The following is a 21663-nucleotide window of genomic DNA, read 5'->3' on the forward strand; positions in this document are numbered from 1 at the left end:
AAGCTTTTTATATTTGATCTCGCTGAGCAGCCTGCGCCAATGCTCTTCCAGATCGTCTTACCAGCTCTCGGAGCCGGTCGAAGTCATATTCTCTTTCGACCTGTCCGAAAGCGTTCTGAAGAAGCCCTAAAGTTAGAAACGACCAGCGCCGAGCATCCGCTTCGTCTTTTACAATCGCTTTCCAGCAACCGTCCAGTTCGCCCCACAGCACTCTGTGAGCGAAGCGAGCAACGTCCTTAGTCGCGTTGCTGTTCTTAGCCATGTGAGAAATATTCATCAACCAGTTATGCCCAGTTAGTTTCGCCTGGCAGAGGTTTGTGTCGAGCCAAACCACCAACCGATCAATAGGATCATCGATTTCTTTCAAAGCCTCGACAATAGCCTTCTCCCAAGCCGGAACGTATCTGGCCAGTACCAATCCGCGTAGGTCATCAACCGAATCAACGTACCTGTAGATGGAGTTCCTGGCGATACAAGCAGAAGAGCTAACCTCAGCTGCGGTCAGCTTTTGGCTGGACCTAAGGATATTGTCAGCTGCATCAATTAAAGTCTCGAGAACTTTTTCCCGGTGGCTAGGCTCAGCAGCCATCGTGCTCCCTGCAATACTGCTGGAACATCTTTACGTTTTCGCTGTGTTCTTCCTCGGTCGCAGCGAAGCGGGTCTCTCCCGTCTCGATGTTCACTGTGACGAAAAACATGTAATCCCCCTTACTAGGGTTTAACGCAGCAGCCAGGGCAGTTTTTCCTGGATTACAGATTGGCCCAGGCGGAAGACCTTCGTATTTATACGTGTTGTATGGGGAATCAATTTGACGCTGCTCATCAGTCGTCATGACAGTCTCGCCGCTGTCCCCAACGGCATAGTGAACCGTCGAGTCCATTCGTAGCTTCATGCCTGCCTTCAGGCGGTTGTAGATCACCTGAGCGACGTCCGGAGCCTGCTCGGGATGCCTGATCTCTTTTTCAATTATGCTGGCGATCGTCACGATCTCTTGAGGCGTGTAACCGAGCTTTTCAGCTTTGGGCACCAGCTCGAGTTCTCCCGCGACATTCTTAAAGTGAGTCGTCATTTGGGACAAAATCTGTTTCGCCGAAGGGCTCTGATCGAACTCGTAGGTTTCTGGGAATAGGTATCCTTCTGACCCCGATGCGTAGGACGGCAATCCGATCTCGCCACTTTCCATCGCCGAAGAAACTTCGTCAGTGGATATGCCCGTGCTCGCAGAAATCAGAGACGCTACTTGAGAATTACGTAGTCCCTCTCGGAAAGTGATGTTGTTACGAAGTCGATTATTCGGGTCAATCAGGATGGACAAAGCATCATCGGCTGTCATCTGCAACTTCATCTTGTAGCTTCCGACCTGAATGCTACTGGACAGCGGCTCGGCCTTTGCCGCCTTCACGAAAGCCTTTTGAGAAGCGACCACGTCTTTATCGGCTAGCTCAGCGCCTATGTCGGTTGCCGTCCATCCTTCCTCCACAGAAATGATGACCTCACCGCTGCCAGGACCCGGATAGTCGACAGCAGTGTTTGCACGCCAATAATTCATTACTTTTGCGTAAACGAAATATCCACCACCGAAGATGATCACCAAAGACACAAACACAGCAATGATGCTTTTCAGCCTGCTTTTGCGCTTTCGGATTTCTCTTTTTTCTTTTGGCATCTCAGCAGTTTTTTCCAGCGCATGCTCGAAAAAACCAGGGCCTTCGCTGTACCCGCGCTTTGGTGCATGGTCTTTCAAAGCTAACTCCCGTCTGGGTCATCAATACGAAATAGTTTGCCAGCCGGAAGACCAGTTTGTCTTTCCTTCTCTAAGGCCTGCTCCAAAATCGACACAGCAGCAGCTTGGTCGATTACTGCTCTGCGTTTCTTAGTATTACGGCCAATTTCTTCAAACTGTTTCGCAACCGTGGCAGTAGACAACCGTTCGTCCACTACCCGAATTGGAATTGACAATCTCTGTGACAGCATAGCTGCAACTTTTGTCATGTGCTGAACTGCTAAACCGTTTTTGCCCCTGAGATCGATAGGCCAGCCAAGAATTAACTCAAATGGATCGTATTCGCTTACTAACTCATCGATTCTTCGCAGCGCAGGTTCAGGATCTTTCGCGCTATTCGGGACTGTCTCCACCGGATAGCAGAGAAGACAGTCCCGATCGCACGAGGCGACCCCGACTCGGGCTTTGCCCCAGTCGATTGCCAGTCGCACGCCTTTTCTGATCATTTATGAGAGGGACCTGCCAGTGGCAGCAATTACTTGCTCCAAGGCTTTTTCAGCGCCAGCAGGATTAGATCCGCCTCCTTGAGCCATATCGGGCTTACCGCCACCTTTGCCGCCAAGTTCTCCCGCAGCGACCTTGACCAGATCGCCAGCCTTTAGACCACGATCGCGTGCTTCTTCGTTCGTCGCAACGACTACAGAAACCTTTTCGCCTAGGCCGATCAGGGCTACAACTCCAGCGCCTTTGATCCGATCACGAACGTCGGAAGCGAGATTTCTCAGCTCTCCTGCGTCCACATCTGTGACTGTCTGGGTTACGACACTGACGCCGTCGATATCATTTGCCTGTTCCAGATAGCCAGCGATATTGGCTGAAAGCTGCGCGGCCTTCAGCGATGCGATCTGCTTTTGGGCGTTCTTTAGTTCCTCGATTAACGAACTGATGCGTTCTGGCATTTGCTCAGGCGAAACCTTAAGAACATCAGTCAGCTGGTTAACGAGCGCACGTTCTGCAGCCAAGTGGCTGAACGCATCCATGCTAACAAGGGCTTCCACCCTTCTGGTGCCCGAGCCGATCGACTGCTCTCCTACCAGGTCGATAAGGCCAATCTCTGCGCTTGAGGAAACGTGCGTTCCGCCGCAAAGCTCGCGGCTCCAAGGCCCGCCCATCTCGACCATTCGGACCACATCAGGATACTTTTCACCGAAAAGGCTCATCGCGCCTAGCTTCTTAGCGTCAGCAAGCTTCATCTGCTGAACGCTGACCTGCAGGTTATCGTGAATCGCTACATTGCAGCGTTCTTCGATCTCTTTACGAAGCTGGTCGGAAAGTCCCTTCTGGCTTGAGAAGTCAAACCGCAAGTAACCGGGCTTATTGTAAGAGCCAGCCTGGGTAGCAGTTGGCCCAACCAATTCACGCAGTGCGGCATGCACGATGTGGGTAGCACTGTGCGCCTGACAGCTACCGAGGCGGTGAGCCGCATCTACCTCAGCGAAGATCTCCTCGCCAAGCGCAAGGTCGCTGTCAAGTTGCACCTTGTGGACGATCAGGCCTGGAACAGGACGCTGCACATCCAGCACCTCTAGGTCTCCGGCAGCCGTCTTAATTACACCTGCGTCAGAGTCCTGGCCGCCAGACTCGGCATAGAACGGAGTTTCGTCTAGAACGATCTCCACCACGTTGCCACCCTTAGCGGACGAAACAACCTGTCCATTCTGGATGAGACCGCGAACAGTAGTCGGTAGGCTCAAATCTGTGTAGCCACGGAACGGTGTCTCGCCATCAGCGCGTAGCTGCTGGTATGCGTCAATAGAGGCCGCAGCGCCCTTCTTAGCCCTGGCGTCAGCTTTAGCCCTAGCTTTCTGATCTGCCATCAGCTTAGTGAACTGCTCTTGATCGACTTCCAAGCCTTGCTCGGCAGCCATTTCGAGCGTCAAATCGATCGGGAACCCGAAAGTATCGTGCAGCTGGAAGGCTTTGTCTCCGGAAAGCTTCTTGCTTCCTGCCTTCTTAGTATCGATAACGGCGTTCTCGAAAAGAGTCGTGCCCGATGCCAAAGTGCGGTGGAAGGTGGATTCCTCATTCGCAGCGATTTCCTTGACGCGCGGCCACTGTTCATTGATGTCTGGGTAGGAGACATTCATCTGATTGCGGCTAACGTCGAGAAGCTCGACAAGAGACTCCGAATCGTTGCCCAGCAGCCTCATCGACCTGATCGAACGACGCAACAGGCGACGAAGAACGTACCCACGAGCCTCGTTACCGGGAGTAACGCCATCGGTCATCAGCATCAGAGCGCTTCGCACGTGGTCGGCAATGACTCGCAGCTGAACATCGTCGCCATTATCGGCACCGTATTTCTTGCCAGTAAGTTCCGATGCGCGCTCAATCACAGGGAAGATCTCATCGATCTCGTACATGTTGTTCTTGCCCTGAAGCAAATACGCGATGCGCTCTAGGCCAGCACCAGTATCGATGTTTTTACTCTTCAAAGGGGCCTGTACATCGAAATCGTCCTTTGCTCGAACTTCAGAGAGCACCTCGGTCTCAAAGACCAAGTTCCAGATCTCAAGGAATCGATCCTCATCGGCCTCAGGGCCGCCGTCCTTGCCGTAAGCAGGACCGCGGTCTACGTAGATTTCGGAGCATGGGCCACCAGGACCGGGAACGCCCATCGTCCAATAATTGTCTTTCAACCCGCGGAATTGGATGCGCTCCTCAGGAACCCCCATTTTCAGCCAGGTTTCCTTGGCTTCGATATCTCCCTTAGGGTACGACGGATGCAGCCCTGGGCCAAGAACAGTTACCCAGATCTGATCTGGAGAAAAACCGAAACCACCATCGTCTTGGCTGCTGGTTACGAGCTCCCAGGCCCACTCTATAGCTTCTTTCTTGAAGTAATCGCCGAAGCTGAAGTTACCAAGCATCTGGAAGAAAGTGCCATGCCTGGTGGTCTTACCCACATCATCGATGTCCAGAGTGCGCACGCACTTCTGGATGCTGGTGGCTCGTGGCCAGGGGGAAGGCTCCTCGCCAACCAGGTAGTGCTTGAACGGGACCATACCTGCGTTAACGAATAACAGCGTGGGATCGTTGTACAGCAACGATGCGCTTGGCACTACGGTGTGTGCTCGGGCCGCAAAAAAATCTAGATACCTGCGGCCAATTTCTGCTGCTTTCATTTACCTTCCCTCTTTGTCCTCAGAGCATAAAAAGCACTTCTTAACTCGCTAAGCCTAGCGCTTAAAGCAATAAATAAACACAACCGCTTATGTAGGCTGTAACAGTGACCACTACCAAACAGATAGATTCACCCCGTCCTAGCCTTAACGCGAAGGACAGGAAATTCGCTCTTAAAGCTACGCTAGCTCGCTTTAGCGAAAATCAGACCACTGACGTAGCTGCAACCCTTACTTACTTCACCGTGCAGACGATCTTCCCTGCTCTCCTTGCACTTGTATCGATATTGCAACTCATCGGACAGTCCGACAAGGTGATGCCGGCCATATTCTCAATGATCGAGAATTCGATGCAAGATGAGCAGGCGGTCGGAATGATAAAAGGCATCGTCGAGGGGTTCCTAGATTCGCCGGGCGCACCAATCGCGTTAATCGTCGGTATTTTGGTGGCTCTTTGGTCGGCTAGTGGTTACGTTGCTGCTTTTTCTAGAGCACTGAACAAGGTGTATCGAATCGAAGAAGGACGAAACAGTATCAAACTGAAAATCTTGCAGTTCGTAATAACGATAGTCCTCGTGTTCACCTTGGTTATCGCTCTGCTTGCTTTAGTCCTATCAGGACATATTGCGGGGGCTGTCGGAAGATTCATCGGGTTAGGCGACACAGCAATTCTCGTTTGGAACATCGTCAAGTGGCCCATTTTGCTTGCAGTGCTGATCGCGATGGTCTCAGTGCTCTATCACTTCGGGCCAAACCTGAAACGCGGAAAATTCCATCCACTTACGGCAGGTTCCGCAACCGCTGTAATCGTCGCATTAGTTTCTGTTGCAGGATACGGTTTCTACCTGGCCAATTTCGGAAACTACAACAAGACTTACGGCACGTTTGCCGGAGTTATTATTGCCCTACTGCTCTTCTGGGTGACGAACATTGCGCTGCTCCTCGGAGCGACTTTGGACGCAGAAATCGAAAGGACCAGGCAGCTCCGGCTAGGGATGCCTGCAGAACGTAAGTTACTCAAGACGCCTCAAGAATCAGACGGTTTGCGAGCCGCTAAGGAAAAGGCGGATCGATTGGCTAAAGAAGCGCATGAAATTCGAACAGGCATAACCGATTAGGCCTTTTTTTGGGGGGGTGTCGATCGAAAGGTCGACGACCCCTACTTTTTTCCAAGTAATCCCCGGAGAGTGTTTAGTCTTTCTGAAATTTGAGCCTCATTGCCATTCGCGCTTGGTTTGTAATATTCAACATCGCGTAGTTCATCAGGTAGATACTGCTGTCGCGCAACATTGTGGGGAAAATCGTGAGCGTATTTATAGCCTTTGCCATGACCGTAGTTCTTCGCAGTCGCGTAATGGGCGTCTCGTAGATGAGCAGGTACCTGACCGATCTTTCCGGCTCTGACATCAGCCTGGGCAGAATCGATGGCGGTTATCACAGAGTTCGATTTCGGCGCAGTAGCTGCTGCGATTGTTGCCTGAGCCAGATTTAGCCTGGCTTCCGGCATACCGATAAGCTGAACGGCTTGAGCAGCGGCAACACAGGTCTGCAAAACCGAAGGGGCCGCCATCCCGATATCCTCGCTAGCAAGTATGACCAGACGGCGGGCGATGAATCGTGGGTCCTCCCCTGCTTCTGTCATCCGCGCTAAGTAGTGCAGAGCAGCGTCTACGTCAGAGCCCCTAACCGACTTAATAAACGCGCTGATGACGTCGTAGTGCTGATCGCCATCGCGGTCGTAGCGCACCGCGGCCCTGTCAACAGATTGTTCTAGAACCTCAGCGTCAATGATGGTTTGCCCTTTAGCTTCCGCTGCCCTTGCCGCCTCCTCTAGGTAGGTAAGGGAGCGCCTAGCGTCGCCACCTGCCAACTGCAGAATCGAATCTCGGGCCTGCGCATCGAGTTCGAACTTGCCTTTTAAGCCTCGATCATCTGCGAGTGCTCGGTCCAGAAGAACTCCGATATCCTCAGCTGTAAGCGGTTCTAGTGTCAGAAGCAAAGATCTTGACAGCAGCGGAGAAATAATCGAGAAACTTGGATTTTCTGTGGTGGCAGCAATGAGTGTGACTAGCCGATTCTCCACCGCGGGCAGCAAGACGTCTTGCTGCGCCTTATTAAATCTATGCACCTCATCTACGAAGAGAACCGTCGAATTTCCCCTGGCTAGTTCACGCTTTGCGGTCTCTATTTCAGAGCGGACCTGCTTTACTCCAGCACTAACTGCAGATATCTCCACAAACCTGCCCTTAGTAGCGTTGGCAACCACAGAAGCGATCGTTGTCTTTCCAACACCAGGAGGCCCCCATAGGAACACAGACATAGCTCCTGTGCCTTCGACCAGCCTGCGCAGCGGTGAACCCGGAGCCAACAGGTGTTTCTGACCGACGATTTCATCGAGGATCCTGGGACGCATGCGCACTGCAAGCGGGGCCTGAGCATTATCCCCGTCCGACAGCGAATTCACCGTCGACTCGATAGGGTCAGACGTTATATTTCCGAAAAGATCTTCGCTCACGACATCCAGGCTAGCTTGTAAGCAAGAAGTTTCGCGTCAAACATATAATCGAAACGAATTCCACTGCTTCTTAATTAAATAAGCTTTCACCCGAATCAAAAGGTTCTAGCCCAATACTTTTTCTTCCAAATTGTTCTGATCAGTCTGCGTCCAGCCATTTCGATCAAGCCAATTGTTCAGTCCACCAATCTTTTCTTCGATCAGGCCGAGTAGCAACTCCATTGCTTTCGCGGGCGTGGACTGGGACGATACTCTTGCGTCCATCTCAGCAGAACCTGCTGCGGCTGCCTGACCTAACCGCTCAAGAATCGCAGGAACTTTGGCATTAGATTCTGCGTATTCTTCGATCACCTGATCGTCCGGGATGCCAACGGCCTTCAACAGGACTGCACACGTCGTGCCGGTCCGATCCTTACCCGCAGCGCAGTTAATGATCGTTGCACCGTTAGCAGAAATTACTGTTCGAAGCGCCTCAACCAGATTTTCAGGACGCCACTTGAAGTAACCAAGATAGTGATTTGCAGTTCGATGGGCGTGATCGCTCGGAGCTATAGCTTCTCCGCCAATTTCGCCCGCCCAGGGCGGTAGCGGATCTGATGGATCGTCCTCGGGATAAAGACTTAGATGATGGCGCTTAACCAACTCGCCAAAAGGCCAGGCGGGGTCGATTTGCAATTCACGGTTAGTGCGTAAATCGATTACGTCGCTCAAGCTGTAATCGCTTAACAGAGTATTTTGAGCATCGTCGCTCAAAGCGCCCAGATTGTCAGAGCGCAAAACCACACCGGACCGGAAAACTCGCCCATCTTCTGTTGTGCGACCACCTAGGTCCCTCATATTCACAACGCCAGCAAGATCTATCCAATTCGTCTTCATACATGCGAATCTAGCAAGCGCAGAGAAACAAAAAGTAAATCGCCGGTGAAGAGACCAGAATGAGAAAAAATTAGGGCCGCCCAAAAGACGGCCCTAACTCAAATATTATTTGGCTTCTTCAGCCTTTTCTTTCTTGTCGTCCTTCTTCGGCTTGAAGTCGACGCCCGTCTCACGACGCTGCAGCTTTGTAATTGGAGCAGGTGCGCCGGTAAGCGGGTCGAAGCCGTTTCCGGTCTTCGGGAATGCAATGACCTCGCGGATAGACTCGGAGTGCGTCAGCAGGGAAACGATGCGGTCCCAGCCAAAAGCGATTCCACCGTGCGGCGGAGCGCCGTAGGAGAAAGCGTCCAGAAGGAACCCGAACTTTGCCTGAGCCTCTTCTTCGCCGATGCCCATGACCTTGAAGACACGTTCCTGGATATCCTTGCGGTGGATACGAATTGATCCACCACCGATCTCGTTGCCATTGCAAACGATGTCGTATGCGTCAGACAGAGCGTTAGCTGGATCTTCCTCGAAGTTATCCAGGTACTCCGGCTTGGGTGAAGTGAAAGCGTGGTGGACAGCAGTCCATGCGCCTTCACCAACCGCCACGTCTCCCTCGGCCTTAGCCTCGGATGCCGGTTTAAACAGCGGAGCATCGACAACCCAGCAGAAGCTCCACTGGTTGTCGTCGATTAGATCGCAACGTTTCGCTATCTCCTGGCGAGCCGCCCCCAGAAGCATCTGAGAAGCTGTCTTCTCACCCGCGGCAAAGAAGATGCAGTCTCCTGGCTTAGCCGAGGTGGCTTCTGCCAGGCCATTGCGTTCTTCTTCCGAGATGTTCTTTGCTACCGGACCGCCGAGATTGCCTTCACCGTCGATGGTGACGTATGCAAGGCCCTTGGCGCCACGCTGGCGTGCCCAATCCTGCCAAGCATCGAACGTACGACGCGGCTGGGATGCGCCTCCCGGCATGACGATCGCGCCTACGTAGGGATTCTGGAAGACCCTGAACGGTGTGTTAGCGAAGAATTCGGTCAGATCAACCAGCGGCAGATCGTAACGAAGATCTGGCTTGTCGGAGCCATACTTATTCATGGCGTCCTCGAAGCTGATACGAGGCAGCGGGGTCGGAATGTTGTAGTCGATCAGCTGCCAAATCTCGCTGACCAGCTGCTCGGCTAACGCCATGACGTCTTCCTGGTTTACGAAGCTCATCTCGATATCGAGCTGAGTGAACTCAGGCTGGCGATCTGCTCGGAAGTCCTCGTCTCGGTAGCAGCGCGCGATCTGGTAATAGCGTTCCATGCCAGCGACCATCAACAGCTGCTTGAACAGCTGCGGGCTCTGTGGAAGCGCATACCAAGATCCTGGAACCAAACGTGCGGGAACTAGGAAGTCGCGGGCACCTTCTGGGGTGGAACGCGTAAGAGTCGGAGTTTCGATTTCGACGAAATCATGCTGCTCCAGAACCCGGCGAGCCGCCTGGTTAACTTTAGAACGCATGCGAATAGCCGCAGCGGGCTTTGGGCGACGAAGATCTAGGTAACGATAGCGGAACCTCGCGTCTTCGCCTACGTTAACCCTCTCGTCAATGGGGAACGGCAGAGGATCAGACGTGCTCAGCACCTTTAGTGTTGCCACACCAATTTCGATCTCGCCGGTCGGCATCTTCGGGTTGATGGTTTCCTCGTCACGAAGCTGCACCTCGCCAGTGGCCTCGATGCAGAACTCGTTGCGCAGCTTGTGAGCACCGAGTTTTTCCACCAGGTCTTCGCGAAACACCAACTGGGCAATACCTGTGGCATCGCGAAGATCGATGAAAACAACGCCACCATGATCTCGGCGGGCGTTCACCCATCCGGCCAAAGTCACGGTTTTACCGATGTCTGCCTTGGTGAGCGTGCCGGCGTCATGTGTGCGAATCATATTTCCCTTTCAAAGATAGGCCCGTATAGACAGTACGGGCTAGCTTGGTCAGTTTAGATCTAGATGTCGTTCAAAACTAGTTAGAGACAACTTGGGGGTAGATGTCGCTCTCTTCCGGCATCCACTCCGAAGCACTAGCCGGATGCTGGTCACCCGACCTGATGTCCTTAACTTCGCCGTTCAAACCGCCGAACCAGACAAAAGGAATTCCCCTTCGATCAGCGTGCCGAATCTGCTTGCCGAACTTAGCCGCGTTCGGGGCGACCTCGCATGGGATGCCGCGGTGACGAAGAGCAGTTGCTACGTCTGTGGCTTCCGCCCGCTCCTCCTCGTTTGTTACCGCAACCAGTACTGCGCTCGGGACGCTTCTGCTACCAATCAGTTCTCCACGCGAGAGGATAGGTCCGAGCAAACGAGTCACGCCCATGGAGATTCCAACTCCTGGATAAGTGGTTTTACCATCGCTGGCGAGAGCGTCGTACCTGCCGCCCGAGCAGACAGAACCCATTTTTTCGTGACCGACCAGTTCGGTCTCGTAAACAGTGCCTGTGTAGTAGTCAAGACCTCGAGCGATCTTCAGGTCGGCGACCACGCGTCCCGCAGCGATACGGTTGGCTGCGACTACTACATCCTCAAGTTCTTTGAGGCCCTCATCCAACATCTCGTTCTCGACGCCCAAAGCGCGAACATGCGAAACGAAACTTGAATCGGTGCTGCTTATCCCAGCGAGCTCAACACACTTCTGCGCTACCTCCTCAGAGAGGCTTAGCTCGTCAACAAGAAGTTCTTTAACTGCATCTGCGCCGATCTTGTCGTATTTATCGACGCGCTGAAGCACTTGGTCGGTTTCCTCGATGCCTAAACCACGGTAAAAACCTTCAGAAAGCTTCCTGTTGTTAACGTGTATCCGCACCTGCGGAATTCCGATCTTCTCGTGCAGAGCCTCGAACGCCTCTAGCATCACTAGCATTGCCTCAACATCGTGGTGGGCGGATAGGGCGCCATTTCCGACGATGTCAATATCCGCCTGGCGAAACTCACGATATCGTCCCTCTTGGGGACGCTCGCCACGCCAAACTTTCTGGATCTGGTAGCGCCTAAACGGGAATTGCAAATGTCCAGCGTGTTCAACCACGTACCTTGCTAGAGGAACAGTCAGATCAAAGTGAAGACCGAGCTCATCGGGCTGATTGCCTTCGGCGTGAAGGCGACGAACCGTATAGACCTCTTTGGTAATTTCACCTTTACGGTTTAGAGATTCCAGCGTTTCAACTGCTCGCGTCTCGATGTTCGCAAATCCGTGCAGCTCGAACGTCTGACGCAACACGTCAATAACACGCTGCTCAACCAGACGCTGCGCTGGCAAAAACTCCGGGAAGCCTGACAGAGGCTTAGGACGAGCCACTACTTTCTCCTCTTATCTCTTTAGAATCCTGCGCGCCCAGTCAAGAACGCGTTGTTGGCTAATTCCTCTTGCATGGTCGAAGTCGGCCCGTGACCGGGTGCGAGCATCGCATCGCTAGGCAGTTTTTCAACCAGCCGCTTAAGACTATTGCGCATCTGGTTCGGATCGCTACCTGGCAGATCAGTCCGGCCAATTGATCCGTTGAATAAAACGTCGCCGGTGAACACCAAAGGCGCCTGCTCAGTTTCGGTAACTAGATTAACGCAGCCCGGAGAATGCCCTGGGAAATGGTGAATTTTGAAATCCAGCCCGCAAGTAGACAGCTCCTGGCCATCGGAAAATTCCTCGCGCAATTCTGGTTCGTCCAAGCTCAGTAGGCCTAGCTCAGTGAGCAACCCTCTTGAACTCTCCCCCAGGCCCGCAACCGGGTCAGTAAGCATAAAATCGTCACCGGGATGCATCCACATGGCAACTTTTGCCTCGTTTGCGAGAAGCGCAGCACTTGCAATGTGGTCGATGTGTCCGTGGGTGGCGATGACCGCGCCTATTTTCATATTTCTTTCTGCCAAGGTCTTCCTGACGACATCGGCAGCATCCACACCGGGGTCGATGACCACCACTGGGCTCGTCTCGTCTTTAGCAATTAAATAGCAATTCGTCTGCCAGATACCGGCAGGAAATGTGGCAATGAACACAAAACCAAGTCTATCGTGCAAAATAGATGTCATGAGTGATACGTCTAGGCCTGAAGCGTTCGGCCGAGTGGATAACGATGGAAAAGTATTTGTTAAGACCACGGATGGAGAACGCGAAGTAGGTCAAATACCCGGTGCAGATCCCGAAAAGGCGCTGGCTTTCTTTGTTAAGCGCTTTAGGTCTCTAGAAACCGAGGTTCAGTTACTGGAGCAAAGAGTTAAATCAGGCACGCTCGCCAGAGACGCTCAGAAGTCTGTCTCTGCAGCTAGGGCAAACGTCGTGGCCGCCAATGCAGTAGGCGACCTGAACGGCCTGATCGCGAGGCTAGATGCGCTTGTGCCGATCATCGAAGAGAATGCACAAGAGCGTAAGCAACAGCGGCTCCAGCAGAACGAAGAGACTAAAGAACTCAAAGAAAAAATGATTGCTGACGCTGAAAAGATTGCCGATTCTGGCGACTGGCGTCGAGGCATGTCTAAGTTCCAGTCTCTAGTCGATAAGTGGAAGAAACTACCTAGGATTGACCGCAAGACCGACGACGATCTTTGGGCGCGCTTCAGCGCTGCCCGTAGCAAGTACACAAAGGGACGTAAGGCCTACCAGTCCCAGCAGAATGAGCGCCGCGATCGCGCCCGGGTGATCAAGCTAGGAATAATCGAAGAGGCGAAAAAGATCGCAGATTCGACTGATTGGGGCCCCACTGCTGGAGAATTCCGTGATCTCATGAGCCGCTGGAAAGCTGCCGGTTCCGCTCGCCGAGAAGACGAAGAAAAGCTTTGGAGCGAATTCCGTGGGCTACAAGACAAGTTCTTCGATGCAAGGACGGCTGCTTTTGCTGCCCAAGACGAGGAATATGAAGGCAACCAGAAGGCTAAGGAAAAGCTGCTCGACGAGTACGAGGCAAAGATTCTTCCTGTTAAGGAGATCAAGGCCGCCAAGGCGTCATTCGCCGAGTTCCTGGAAAAATACAACGAAATTGGCCGAGTACCTCGCGACGCCATGCGTCCGCTCGACCGCAGGGTAAACGCGATCGAACAGGCTATCAAGCAGGTTGAAGAGGCCGAATGGAAGCGCACTGATCCCGAAGCGAGACAGCGCGCTGAAGACACTGTTGCTACGTTCACCGAGCAGATTCAAAAGCTGACAAGGCAGGCCGAAGAAGCGGAAGCAAAGGGCGATAAGAAGGCAGCTAAGCTTCGCGACCAGATTGCTATTTACTCAAGCTGGCTAGAACAAGCCCAGAAGACGCTTGACGAGTTCTCTGCCTAAACTCAAACAAAAATTATCGCCTGTCGATTGACAGGCGATAATTTTTTATTGTTTAACTCGGTATACGTCGTATACGCCGGAAACCTTCCGGAGGGTTTCCACAAGATGCGCCAGATGATCGGAGTCAGAGCCCTCGAAGGTAAGACGAATCTTCGCCGTCCGATTCTTCGAGGTGTGGACATTCGCCGCGGTGATTGAACCGCCCTGATCGGAAACGAGTCGAGTCACGTCGCTCAACAGGCCCGAGCGGTCGAGGCACTCAATCTGGATGGTAACCAAGAATCCAGAGGTATAGCTAGTCGGAGCCCAATCTACCGCGACGATCCTGTCGGGCTGATTCAGTAGATCGGCTGCATTAGTGCAATTCTTTCGGTGAACCGATACACCTCGTTCGCGGGTGATAAATCCGATGATCTCGTCGCCTGGAACCGGAGTGCAGCACTTTGCCAGTTTTACCCAAAGATCAGGATCGCCTTCGACCATCACACCGTTAGCGCTGGAACGCTTTACGTGCTTTGTGGTCACGCCTGCCAGTTGATCTTCCATCGCTTCATCGGCGGTGTCTTCGATTCCGCCCTCGATCTCGATGAGCCGCTGGACGACAGACTGAGCACTGATATTGTTCTCACCAATTGCGGCGTAAAGACCGTTTACGTCAGGAACTTTGAAAGTATCCGCCACCGAGGTCAGATATTCGACGGTCAGGAGACGTTGCAGCGGAAGGCTTGCCTTGCGAATCTGCTTGGCAAGCAGATCTTTTCCGATCTCGATGGCCTCGTCCCTACGAGACTTGGTGAAGAAAGACTTAATCTTGCTTTTAGCCCTGGAGCTAGCAACAAAATTTAGCCAATCTCGGCTTGGCCCAGCGTCGTCGGCCTTACTAGTCAGGATCTCAACTTGGTCTCCGTTGTTCAGCTTTGATTCAAGCGGAACAAGTCTGCCGTTTACCCTAGCCCCGATGCAATGGTGTCCAACCTCAGTGTGGATAGCGTATGCCAAATCCACTGGAGTCGAATCTTGAGGAAGCGCTACGACGTCACCCCGAGGAGTAAATACATAAACTTCGGTGGCGTTGATCTCATAGCGAAGTGCGTCGAGGAACTCCCCTGGGTCCTTTGTCTCGGCCTGCCACTCGGATAGCTGACGGACCCAAGACAGTTTGCTGGTTGTTTCGTCAGCAGCACTTGTGGCGTTTGGATTAGCCTTGTATTTCCAGTGGGCGGCAACACCGTATTCGGCACGTTTATGCATCTCGTGGGTTCTGATTTGGAACTCAACCGGACGTCCGCCAGTACCCAAAACCGTGGTGTGGAGCGACTGGTACATGTTGTACTTCGGCATCGCGATATAGTCTTTGAACCTACCAGGTAGCGGGTTCCATCGGGTATGCATTACGCCCAAAGCCGCGTAGCAGTCGCGAACTTTATCGACAAGAATTCGAATGCCTACCAAGTCATAGATATCGTCGAAGTCCCTGCCTCGCACAACCATTTTTTGATAAATCGAGTAGTAATGCTTAGGTCTGCCATAGACCGTAGCTTTTATCCCGGCTTTTTCTAGGTCGCTCTTTACTACAGTGATAACTTCCCTGAGCTGTTTTTCTCGCTGCGGAGCTGCTTGAGCAACCATCCTGACGAGTTCTTCGTAGACCTTCGGCTGCAGAGTAGAAAAAGATAGATCTTCCAGTTCCCACTTAATCGCGTTCATGCCTAATCGGTGAGCGAGTGGAGCGAATATCTCAATTGTCTCTTTTGCAATTCTCTGAGCCTTGTCAGGGCGCAAAAAGCCGATAGTGCGCATGTTGTGCAGCCTGTCGGCAAGCTTGATGACTAAAACGCGGATGTCATGGCTCATCGCAATGATCATCTTGCGCAAAGTCTCAGCTTTTGCAGATTCGCCGTATTGAACCTTGTCGAGTTTCGTTACTCCATCGACAAGATTAGCAATTTCTTCTCCGAAGTCTGCGGTTAGCTGTGCCAGGGTATAGCTGGTGTCTTCAACAGTGTCGTGCAGAAGTGCTGCGCAAAGCGTAGCCTCTGTCATTCCCAGCTCAGCAAGAATCGTGGCCACTGCAAGCGGGTGGGTGATGTAGGGATCGCCAGACTTGCGTTTCTGACCCTGGTGATAATGCTCGGCAGTGCGGTAGGCACGAGTAATCTTATCCAGGCTTGCCTGAGGATGGTTAGCTCTGACAACAGCGAAAAGCGGGTCAAGGACCGCAGACTGCGGAGACTTGTTCCCACCTAGGAACGACCACCGGCTGCGCATGCGAGTCCGCGGTTGCTCTGGGCCTGTGCTTACGCGTTCTAATGTCGACGACGTAGGCGCTCCTGGCGCGCCGCCCTGCCCGTAGGGACCATAAACACTCGTTTGGTCCTGCGAATCAGCCTTGTCGTTCATCGCTTATTCGCCTCCCTGACTTGCTATAAGAGGCTATTTTATCTCTATTCGCTGCCCTTGTCCGTGACTACCGCACTGAATGGCGCCGAAGTGACCTTTGCTAGGTTTTCCCGGCCACCAAGACCACATAGCTCGACGAGAACCTGAATCTGAGCTAATTGGGCGTCGAAACGATCGATCAATTTAGCTGCTGCGCTCAGGGTGCCGCCTGTTGCTAGTAAGTCGTCAATTAGCAGCACCCTCTGCCCCTTCTCTAGAGCATCTTGGTGGATGTTTAGCACACTAGAGCCGTATTCCAGATCAAAACTTTCCTGATAAACATCAGATGGGAGTTTGCCAGGTTTACGGATCGGAACGAATCCGACGCCGAGTTCAAGTGCGATCGGCACCCCGAAAAGGAAGCCGCGGGTCTCAATTCCGCAAACCGCATTTACCCCGTCAGGGACTTTCTCCAGCATTGCTTCAATGCTGGCTTTCAATCCTTTAGGGTCCCCAATGACGGGCGTGATGTCCTTAAACAAAACACCCGGCTTTGGAAAATCTTTGACGTCCCTGATCAGGGAAGCTACGAATTGCGGATTGCTAGTCATTAGTGTTTTTTCCTCTCGCTCCTAGGACGACGAGCCGGTTGGGGTCGTCCAGAAGCGCCCTCAGATCTTTCCACATTCTCAAGAGTGTCCTCGCTTAGAGCGTAACCGGCTGGTCCGCTCGCTGCAGGCTCAGAAAACTTGACCTGTTTCTTATCTGGCTTTTCTTCGTTTCTAGCTGCCTTATTGGATGCCGCTTCTCGATCGCGCAGCACCTTCTTGGTGTGCTTTGCTATTTCGGGATCGCGTTCGCGAAGCATGCAGGTGATTGGCGCCGCGATAAACAGTGAAGAATATGCGCCGGCAACTAGGCCAACGAACAGAGAAAGACCTAGATCTGCAAGGGGGCCTTCGCCGTTCAGAACAACTAGGCCAGCAATCAAAAGAGCAACGACCGGCAATACGACGATAATCGTAGTGTTGATCGAACGCGTCAAAACCTGGTTCACCGCGAGGTTGGTCTGCTCAGAATAGGTGCGATCCTGCTTCAGGATACCCTTAGTGTTCTCGGCTACCTTGTCATAAACAATAACCGTGTCATATAGCGAGTATCCAAGAATCGTCAGAACGCCGATTAAGGTCGACGGGGTAATCGTAAACCCGAATAGCGAGAAGACACCCATCGTCAATATAACGTCGTGGATCAAAGAAACAATCGCACCGAGAGACGTGCGCCAATCGCGGAAATAGATCCAGATCAGTCCGAAAACTAAAACGATGAAAACGCCGAGCGCACCAAGAGCTTGATTAGTAATCTGTTGTCCCCAAGAAGGGCCAATCAACGTGTAGGCAACATCGTCTGCCTCACAACCTGCCTGGTTTGCGATCGCCTCACGGACCTGCACTACTTCTTCTGTACTCAGGCTGCGTGTCTGGACACGTACGCCGCTGCCGCTCAGGGTGCTCACCTGGCTGCCCAGTTCCGAAACTCCAGAATTAGCAACAGCGTTAGAGAAGTCGCCAACTGTCTGGTTTGTAACCGTCGTCGGTGCCTGGAATACGGAGCCACCCTTAAACTCGATGCCCCAGTTGAAGCCCCTAAACAAGAAGCTTGCAAAACAGATAAGGATCAGTACCGCAGAGAACGCGAACCATATCTTGCGCTTACCAACAAAGTTAATGTTGAAATCGCTTCGGTAAAGTCGTTTAACGAAGGATTCGTTCTCGGGAACCTTGGTCACGACCTCTTCCTTTTCCTCAGTTAGCATTTGCAGCCTCCTTAGCTAGACGGGAGCTGCGTCGCCGCCCAAGCAACGTCTTACGCGAAACTCCCATGTGCTCGGCGGAGAAGCCAGACCACTTGTGGCCCTGACCAAAGAACTTGGTGCGGCCGAAAATCGAGAGAAGCGGGTGCGTAAAGAATACGATCAGGAACAAATCAAGACCGGTGGTGATACCGAGCGTGAAGGCGAATCCCTTGACGCTACCGATCGACAGGAAGTAAAGAACCACTGCGGCCAGAAGCTGAACGCCGTCAGCCATCAAAATGGCATTCCTAGCTTTTTGCCAGCCAGTTTCGATTGCGGTTCTAAGCGGTCTGCCCGAACGAACTTCGTCTCGGATTCTTTCAAAGTAAACAATGAAGGAGTCCGCTGTCATACCGATACCGACGATGAAACCTGCCACACCAGGAAGGTTCAAAGCGAAACCGACGATATCACCCAGCAGCACCATGACGGAGTACGTCATCAAAGACACAGCAACCAGAGAGCCGAGAACAACTAGCACCAGGCCTCGGTAATAGCTAAATGCATAAAGCAAAACGAGACCGAGACCGATGCAGCCCGCAATAATGCCGGCAGTAAGCTGCTCACCACCCAAGGTCGGTGAGATGGTGTCGACGCTAGAAACCTCTAGATCGATAGGAAGAGCACCATAGCGCAACGTGCTTGCCAAAGAGTTCGCAGAGGTTTCGTTGATGTTCTCTCCGCTGATCTGGGCGTTTCCGTCTGAAATAACGCTTTCGATTCGAGGAGCGCTGACAACTTTGGAGTCAAGAACAATTGCGAACTGATTACGCGGTGACCGCTGCTGGTACAGCTGCTTAGAGGTCTGAGCGAAATCAGCAGCGCCGTCCGGATTGAGGCTCAAAGAAACGATCCAGTTTAGCTGCCCTCGCGGAATGCCTGCCTTAGCATCGGTGAGATCCTCACCGCTAACCAGCATCGGACCGAGCAGGTATTTAGTCTGACCTTCTTCGTCACACGCAATCAACGGCTGATCGACGACATCGGGGAAGTCCATCCCGCACTTGAAAGCCTGGAATTCTGACATATCCTGCTCACTCGGCTCATAAGCAAGACGTTTCTCAATCGGAGCGAGTTCCGCTGCGGGTTCAGTCGGACGCGGAGTGAACGATTCAGGCGGCTGTGCAGGCAGCTGGGGAGCCATCCTAGGCTGAGCTCCTTCACTGCTCTTAGAGGCAGAATTACTGTTCTTAGACGAGCCTGCCGAATCAGTTGATTCGATCGATTCAGCTTGAGATGCAGCAAGTACAGCACGGAAGTTCAGCCGGGCCGTCGAACCTACCAAATCGATAAGCTCGTCGCCATTCATATTGGGAACGGAGACCTCAATCTGCTTATCGCCCTGAATAGTTACGGAGCTTTCACCGACACCGAGACCGTCGACACGCTGAGAAATAATATTGGCTGCTACTTCGAGAGACTTAGGATCTACCGTTCCTCCGCCTGCGTCTGCAGCGGTCAGCTGAATCGTCGTACCGCCACGAAGGTCAAGACCTAATCGTGGCGTCCAAGTCTGCAGAAGCGCCATGAGCGCTACCAGCACAACAAGTGCAAATAAGAAACCGCCAATTTTTCTTTCTGCCTTGGCGGCTGGTGTCGAGCGAGACAAGTTACTTCTCCTCAGTTTCAGTTATCTCGACAGTTTCAGAATCGATAACCGGATTGTTTCCAGGGGTGTCCTCAGATTCTCCAAAAGAGAATTCCTCAGAGCCGGTAGTCAATTCAGAGTCGATTGCAGGATCAAATTCGAAGTCGTTTACTGATTCGAGCTGATCGTCAAACTGGAATTCTTCTTCACCATCGTTGACCTTGCGAACCATGACGTGTTTTAGAACCGGAACGTCCACACCAGGAGCGTATTCGACGATGAGCTGCCGATCGCCGACCTCTCGGACGGTGCAATAAACACCGGACTGAAGCAGCACTCGGTCACCCGGCTGCACCGCTGCAAGCTGCTGCTGTTGTTCCTTCATTGCTTTGCGCTGCGGACGGCTCATGAGCCACATAAAGCCGATACCGACAGCCAAAATTAGAAGAAGAGACATACTCACCTAACCAATCAATTTTTAAACCCTTGGAAGTCTATCCTTATTCAGTTAAATCTGCTTATTTGAACTAACAAACTAGCAACTAGTCGAACAAATTAGGCTCGCTGGGTGGCTTCAGCCCCAAATGCGCCCAGCCTTCTTCGGTCGCTACACGTCCCCTAGGCGTCCTCATGAGAAAACCTAGCCGAACCAAAAATGGCTCAGCCACCTCCGACACGGTATCCGTCTCTTCTCCCACCGCAATTGCCAGCGTGGATAGTCCTACTGGCCCACCGCCAAACTTGCAGCAAACAGCGTCGAGAACTTGTCGATCTAGCTTGTCCAGCCCCAGGGAATCCACTTCATAGAGTTCAAGAGTGGCAACCGCGATATCTTTAGTGATCTTTCCGCCATTCTTTACTTGGGCGTAGTCCCTAACCCTGCGCAGCAGTCGGTTGGCAATACGCGGCGTTCCCCTAGATCTCCGGGCGATCTCTACCGCAGGTTCCTTCCCAAGATCGATCTCTAGCTTCTGGGCTGACCTCAAGACGATGCTCGTGAGGTCAGCTGACTCGTAGAAATCTAGTTGAGCGGTGAATCCGAAACGATCGCGCAATGGACCTGGCAGCAGCCCGGAACGAGTTGTTGCGCCGACGAGTGTGAAGGGCGGTATCTCGAGAGGAATAGCAGTCGCGCCTGGCCCCTTTCCAACCACCACGTCTACTCGGAAGTCCTCCATTGCTAGATATAGCATTTCTGCCGCAGGACGACTCATTCGATGTATCTCGTCCATGAAGAGAATCTCGCCCGAAACGAGACTAGAAAGTATTGCCGCAAGGTCCCCAGGATGCTGTATAGCTGGACCGGATGTAATTCGTATCGGAGCTGATAGCTCGTTGGCAATGATCATCGCCAACGTAGTCTTTCCCAATCCTGGAGGCCCTGAGAGCAACACGTGATCGGGGGCCGCATTGCGGTGCTTTGCCGCAGCAAGCATCAAACCGAGCTGATCTGCCACTCTTGGCTGTCCGGTGAACTCAGCTAACGACGAAGGACGAAGGGCACCGTCAACGACCTTATCGTCGGAATCAGCCGCAGGATTTACCGCTGCCGCCTTCTGCTCGTCGCTAATTCCAAGCGACTCGGGATCGATCTGACCTGGCAAATTCATCAAAAATTCCTATTTCGCGAGAGTTCGCAGCGCTGCTTTGAGCAAATCCGCCACAGACGTTTCTACCGTCGCCAAACCACTAATCTGATTGCAGGCATCTTCAGCGACGCTTGCTGAATACCCCAGCCCGACTAAACCAGCAGTGACCTGTTCTTTCCAGCCTATTGGCCCATCTGCATTAACGTCAGAAGGTTCCACGCCAAGTTTTGAAACCTTGTCCTTAAGCTCAAGAATTATTCGTTGTGCGCCTTTACGGCCGATCCCGGGGACCGAAGTGATTGCTTTCTCGTCCTCATTCAAAATCGCAGAAACGATTTTTTCCGGACCGAGCGTGGCCAACATTGCCAAAGCAGTTTTCGCCCCAACTCCAGAGGCAGTCTGGACCAGATCGAAAGTCTCTCGTTCGAGGCGCTCCGCGAAACCATAGAGGATGATCGCGTCTTCTCTAACGACCATGGCCGTATGCAAAGTCGCTTCTTTGCCCAGCCGCTGCTTAGCGGAGGTAGACGGGGTGACGAAAACTTGGTATCCGACTCCCCCAACATCGATAACCACGAATGAAGAAGTTCTTTCAACGACCTCGCCGCTTAACCGCGCTATCATCTATCTCCTTTAAACCCGTACATTAGTTCGAATACAATGTTATCTCGAGA

18 protein-coding genes are annotated in these 21663 nt (G+C 52.6%); 2 read left to right on the top strand and 16 right to left on the bottom strand.

The window, feature by feature from the left end:
• Positions 1 to 7 precede the first annotated feature (7 nt).
• The 4 genes from HMPREF1255_RS02695 to alaS all read right to left on the bottom strand — a co-directional run bounded on the left by HMPREF1255_RS02695 (position 8) and on the right by alaS (position 4909).
• Complete coding sequence (locus tag HMPREF1255_RS02695) at positions 8 to 589, bottom strand: TetR/AcrR family transcriptional regulator (RefSeq protein ID WP_016455962.1); 582 nt, start codon at positions 587 to 589, stop codon at positions 8 to 10.
• Complete coding sequence (mltG, locus tag HMPREF1255_RS02700; protein ID WP_197016960.1) at positions 579 to 1607, bottom strand: endolytic transglycosylase MltG; 1029 nt, start codon at positions 1605 to 1607, stop codon at positions 579 to 581. The genes HMPREF1255_RS02695 and mltG overlap by 11 nt, the downstream gene beginning before the upstream one ends.
• Before the next feature lie 140 nt (positions 1608 to 1747).
• A complete protein-coding gene (gene ruvX, locus HMPREF1255_RS02705; protein ID WP_197016961.1) occupies positions 1748 to 2215 on the bottom strand; it encodes a Holliday junction resolvase RuvX in 468 nt (155 codons plus the stop codon).
• Positions 2216 to 2230: 15 nt separating this feature from the next.
• The gene (alaS, locus tag HMPREF1255_RS02710; RefSeq protein ID WP_024110737.1) at positions 2231 to 4909 is read right to left on the bottom strand and encodes an alanine--tRNA ligase; all 2679 of its coding nucleotides are present in this window, start codon (positions 4907 to 4909) and stop codon (positions 2231 to 2233) included.
• 104 nt (positions 4910 to 5013) lie between these two features.
• On the opposite strand from alaS, the gene HMPREF1255_RS02715 reads away from it, so the two are divergent.
• Entirely contained in the window at positions 5014 to 6024 is a 1011-nt protein-coding gene (locus tag HMPREF1255_RS02715) for a YihY/virulence factor BrkB family protein (protein ID WP_016455958.1), read from the top strand.
• 41 nt (positions 6025 to 6065) lie between these two features.
• Here HMPREF1255_RS02715 and HMPREF1255_RS02720 read toward each other — a convergent pair whose 3' ends face one another.
• The 5 genes from HMPREF1255_RS02720 to HMPREF1255_RS02740 form a co-directional block, all read right to left on the bottom strand.
• Complete coding sequence (locus HMPREF1255_RS02720) at positions 6066 to 7421, bottom strand: replication-associated recombination protein A (RefSeq protein ID WP_016455957.1); 1356 nt, start codon at positions 7419 to 7421, stop codon at positions 6066 to 6068.
• A gap of 105 nt (positions 7422 to 7526) precedes the next feature.
• Complete coding sequence (locus HMPREF1255_RS02725) at positions 7527 to 8297, bottom strand: tyrosine-protein phosphatase (protein WP_024110575.1); 771 nt, start codon at positions 8295 to 8297, stop codon at positions 7527 to 7529.
• Positions 8298 to 8402: 105 nt separating this feature from the next.
• Positions 8403 to 10208 (bottom strand): aspartate--tRNA ligase, encoded by a 1806-nt coding sequence (gene aspS, locus HMPREF1255_RS02730; protein WP_016455955.1) that lies wholly within the window; start codon positions 10206 to 10208, stop codon positions 8403 to 8405.
• A 76-nt stretch (positions 10209 to 10284) separates the two neighbouring features.
• Positions 10285 to 11613 carry a histidine--tRNA ligase gene (hisS, locus tag HMPREF1255_RS02735; RefSeq protein ID WP_016455954.1) on the bottom strand — a complete coding sequence of 443 codons (1329 nt, stop codon included), beginning with the start codon at positions 11611 to 11613 and terminating at the stop codon, positions 10285 to 10287.
• A gap of 20 nt (positions 11614 to 11633) precedes the next feature.
• Complete coding sequence (locus tag HMPREF1255_RS02740) at positions 11634 to 12308, bottom strand: MBL fold metallo-hydrolase (RefSeq protein ID WP_024110551.1); 675 nt, start codon at positions 12306 to 12308, stop codon at positions 11634 to 11636.
• On the opposite strand from HMPREF1255_RS02740, the gene HMPREF1255_RS02745 reads away from it, so the two are divergent.
• Entirely contained in the window at positions 12301 to 13578 is a 1278-nt protein-coding gene (locus tag HMPREF1255_RS02745; RefSeq protein WP_036916793.1) for a DUF349 domain-containing protein, read from the top strand. The two genes, HMPREF1255_RS02740 and HMPREF1255_RS02745, sit on opposite strands and share 8 nt — an antisense overlap.
• Before the next feature lie 45 nt (positions 13579 to 13623).
• Here the strand turns inward: HMPREF1255_RS02745 and HMPREF1255_RS02750 are convergent, their stop codons facing one another.
• The 7 genes from HMPREF1255_RS02750 to ruvA all read right to left on the bottom strand — a co-directional run bounded on the left by HMPREF1255_RS02750 (position 13624) and on the right by ruvA (position 21613).
• Positions 13624 to 15978: a bifunctional (p)ppGpp synthetase/guanosine-3',5'-bis(diphosphate) 3'-pyrophosphohydrolase gene (locus tag HMPREF1255_RS02750; RefSeq protein ID WP_024110834.1), complete on the bottom strand. Its 2355-nt coding sequence runs from the start codon at positions 15976 to 15978 to the stop codon at positions 13624 to 13626.
• A 44-nt stretch (positions 15979 to 16022) separates the two neighbouring features.
• Complete coding sequence (locus HMPREF1255_RS02755) at positions 16023 to 16568, bottom strand: adenine phosphoribosyltransferase (protein ID WP_024110973.1); 546 nt, start codon at positions 16566 to 16568, stop codon at positions 16023 to 16025.
• The gene (gene secF / locus HMPREF1255_RS02760; protein ID WP_024110640.1) at positions 16568 to 17773 is read right to left on the bottom strand and encodes a protein translocase subunit SecF; all 1206 of its coding nucleotides are present in this window, start codon (positions 17771 to 17773) and stop codon (positions 16568 to 16570) included. Before secF ends, HMPREF1255_RS02755 begins: the two co-directional genes overlap by 1 nt.
• Entirely contained in the window at positions 17763 to 19340 is a 1578-nt protein-coding gene (gene secD, locus HMPREF1255_RS02765) for a protein translocase subunit SecD (protein WP_051394988.1), read from the bottom strand. The genes secF and secD overlap by 11 nt, the downstream gene beginning before the upstream one ends.
• An 82-nt stretch (positions 19341 to 19422) precedes the next feature.
• Entirely contained in the window at positions 19423 to 19857 is a 435-nt protein-coding gene (gene yajC / locus HMPREF1255_RS09345; protein ID WP_016455947.1) for a preprotein translocase subunit YajC, read from the bottom strand.
• An 85-nt stretch (positions 19858 to 19942) separates the two neighbouring features.
• On the bottom strand, positions 19943 to 21010 hold the full coding sequence (ruvB, locus tag HMPREF1255_RS02775) for a Holliday junction branch migration DNA helicase RuvB (protein ID WP_024110818.1): 1068 nt from the start codon (positions 21008 to 21010) through the stop codon (positions 19943 to 19945).
• 9 nt (positions 21011 to 21019) lie between these two features.
• The gene (ruvA, locus tag HMPREF1255_RS02780) at positions 21020 to 21613 is read right to left on the bottom strand and encodes a Holliday junction branch migration protein RuvA (RefSeq protein WP_024110884.1); all 594 of its coding nucleotides are present in this window, start codon (positions 21611 to 21613) and stop codon (positions 21020 to 21022) included.
• Between the last annotated feature and the right edge of the window lie 50 nt (positions 21614 to 21663).

It is taken from the genome of Propionimicrobium sp. BV2F7 (genome assembly GCF_000510445.1).
In the GTDB taxonomy this organism is placed as follows: domain Bacteria; phylum Actinomycetota; class Actinomycetes; order Propionibacteriales; family Propionibacteriaceae; genus Propionimicrobium; species Propionimicrobium lymphophilum.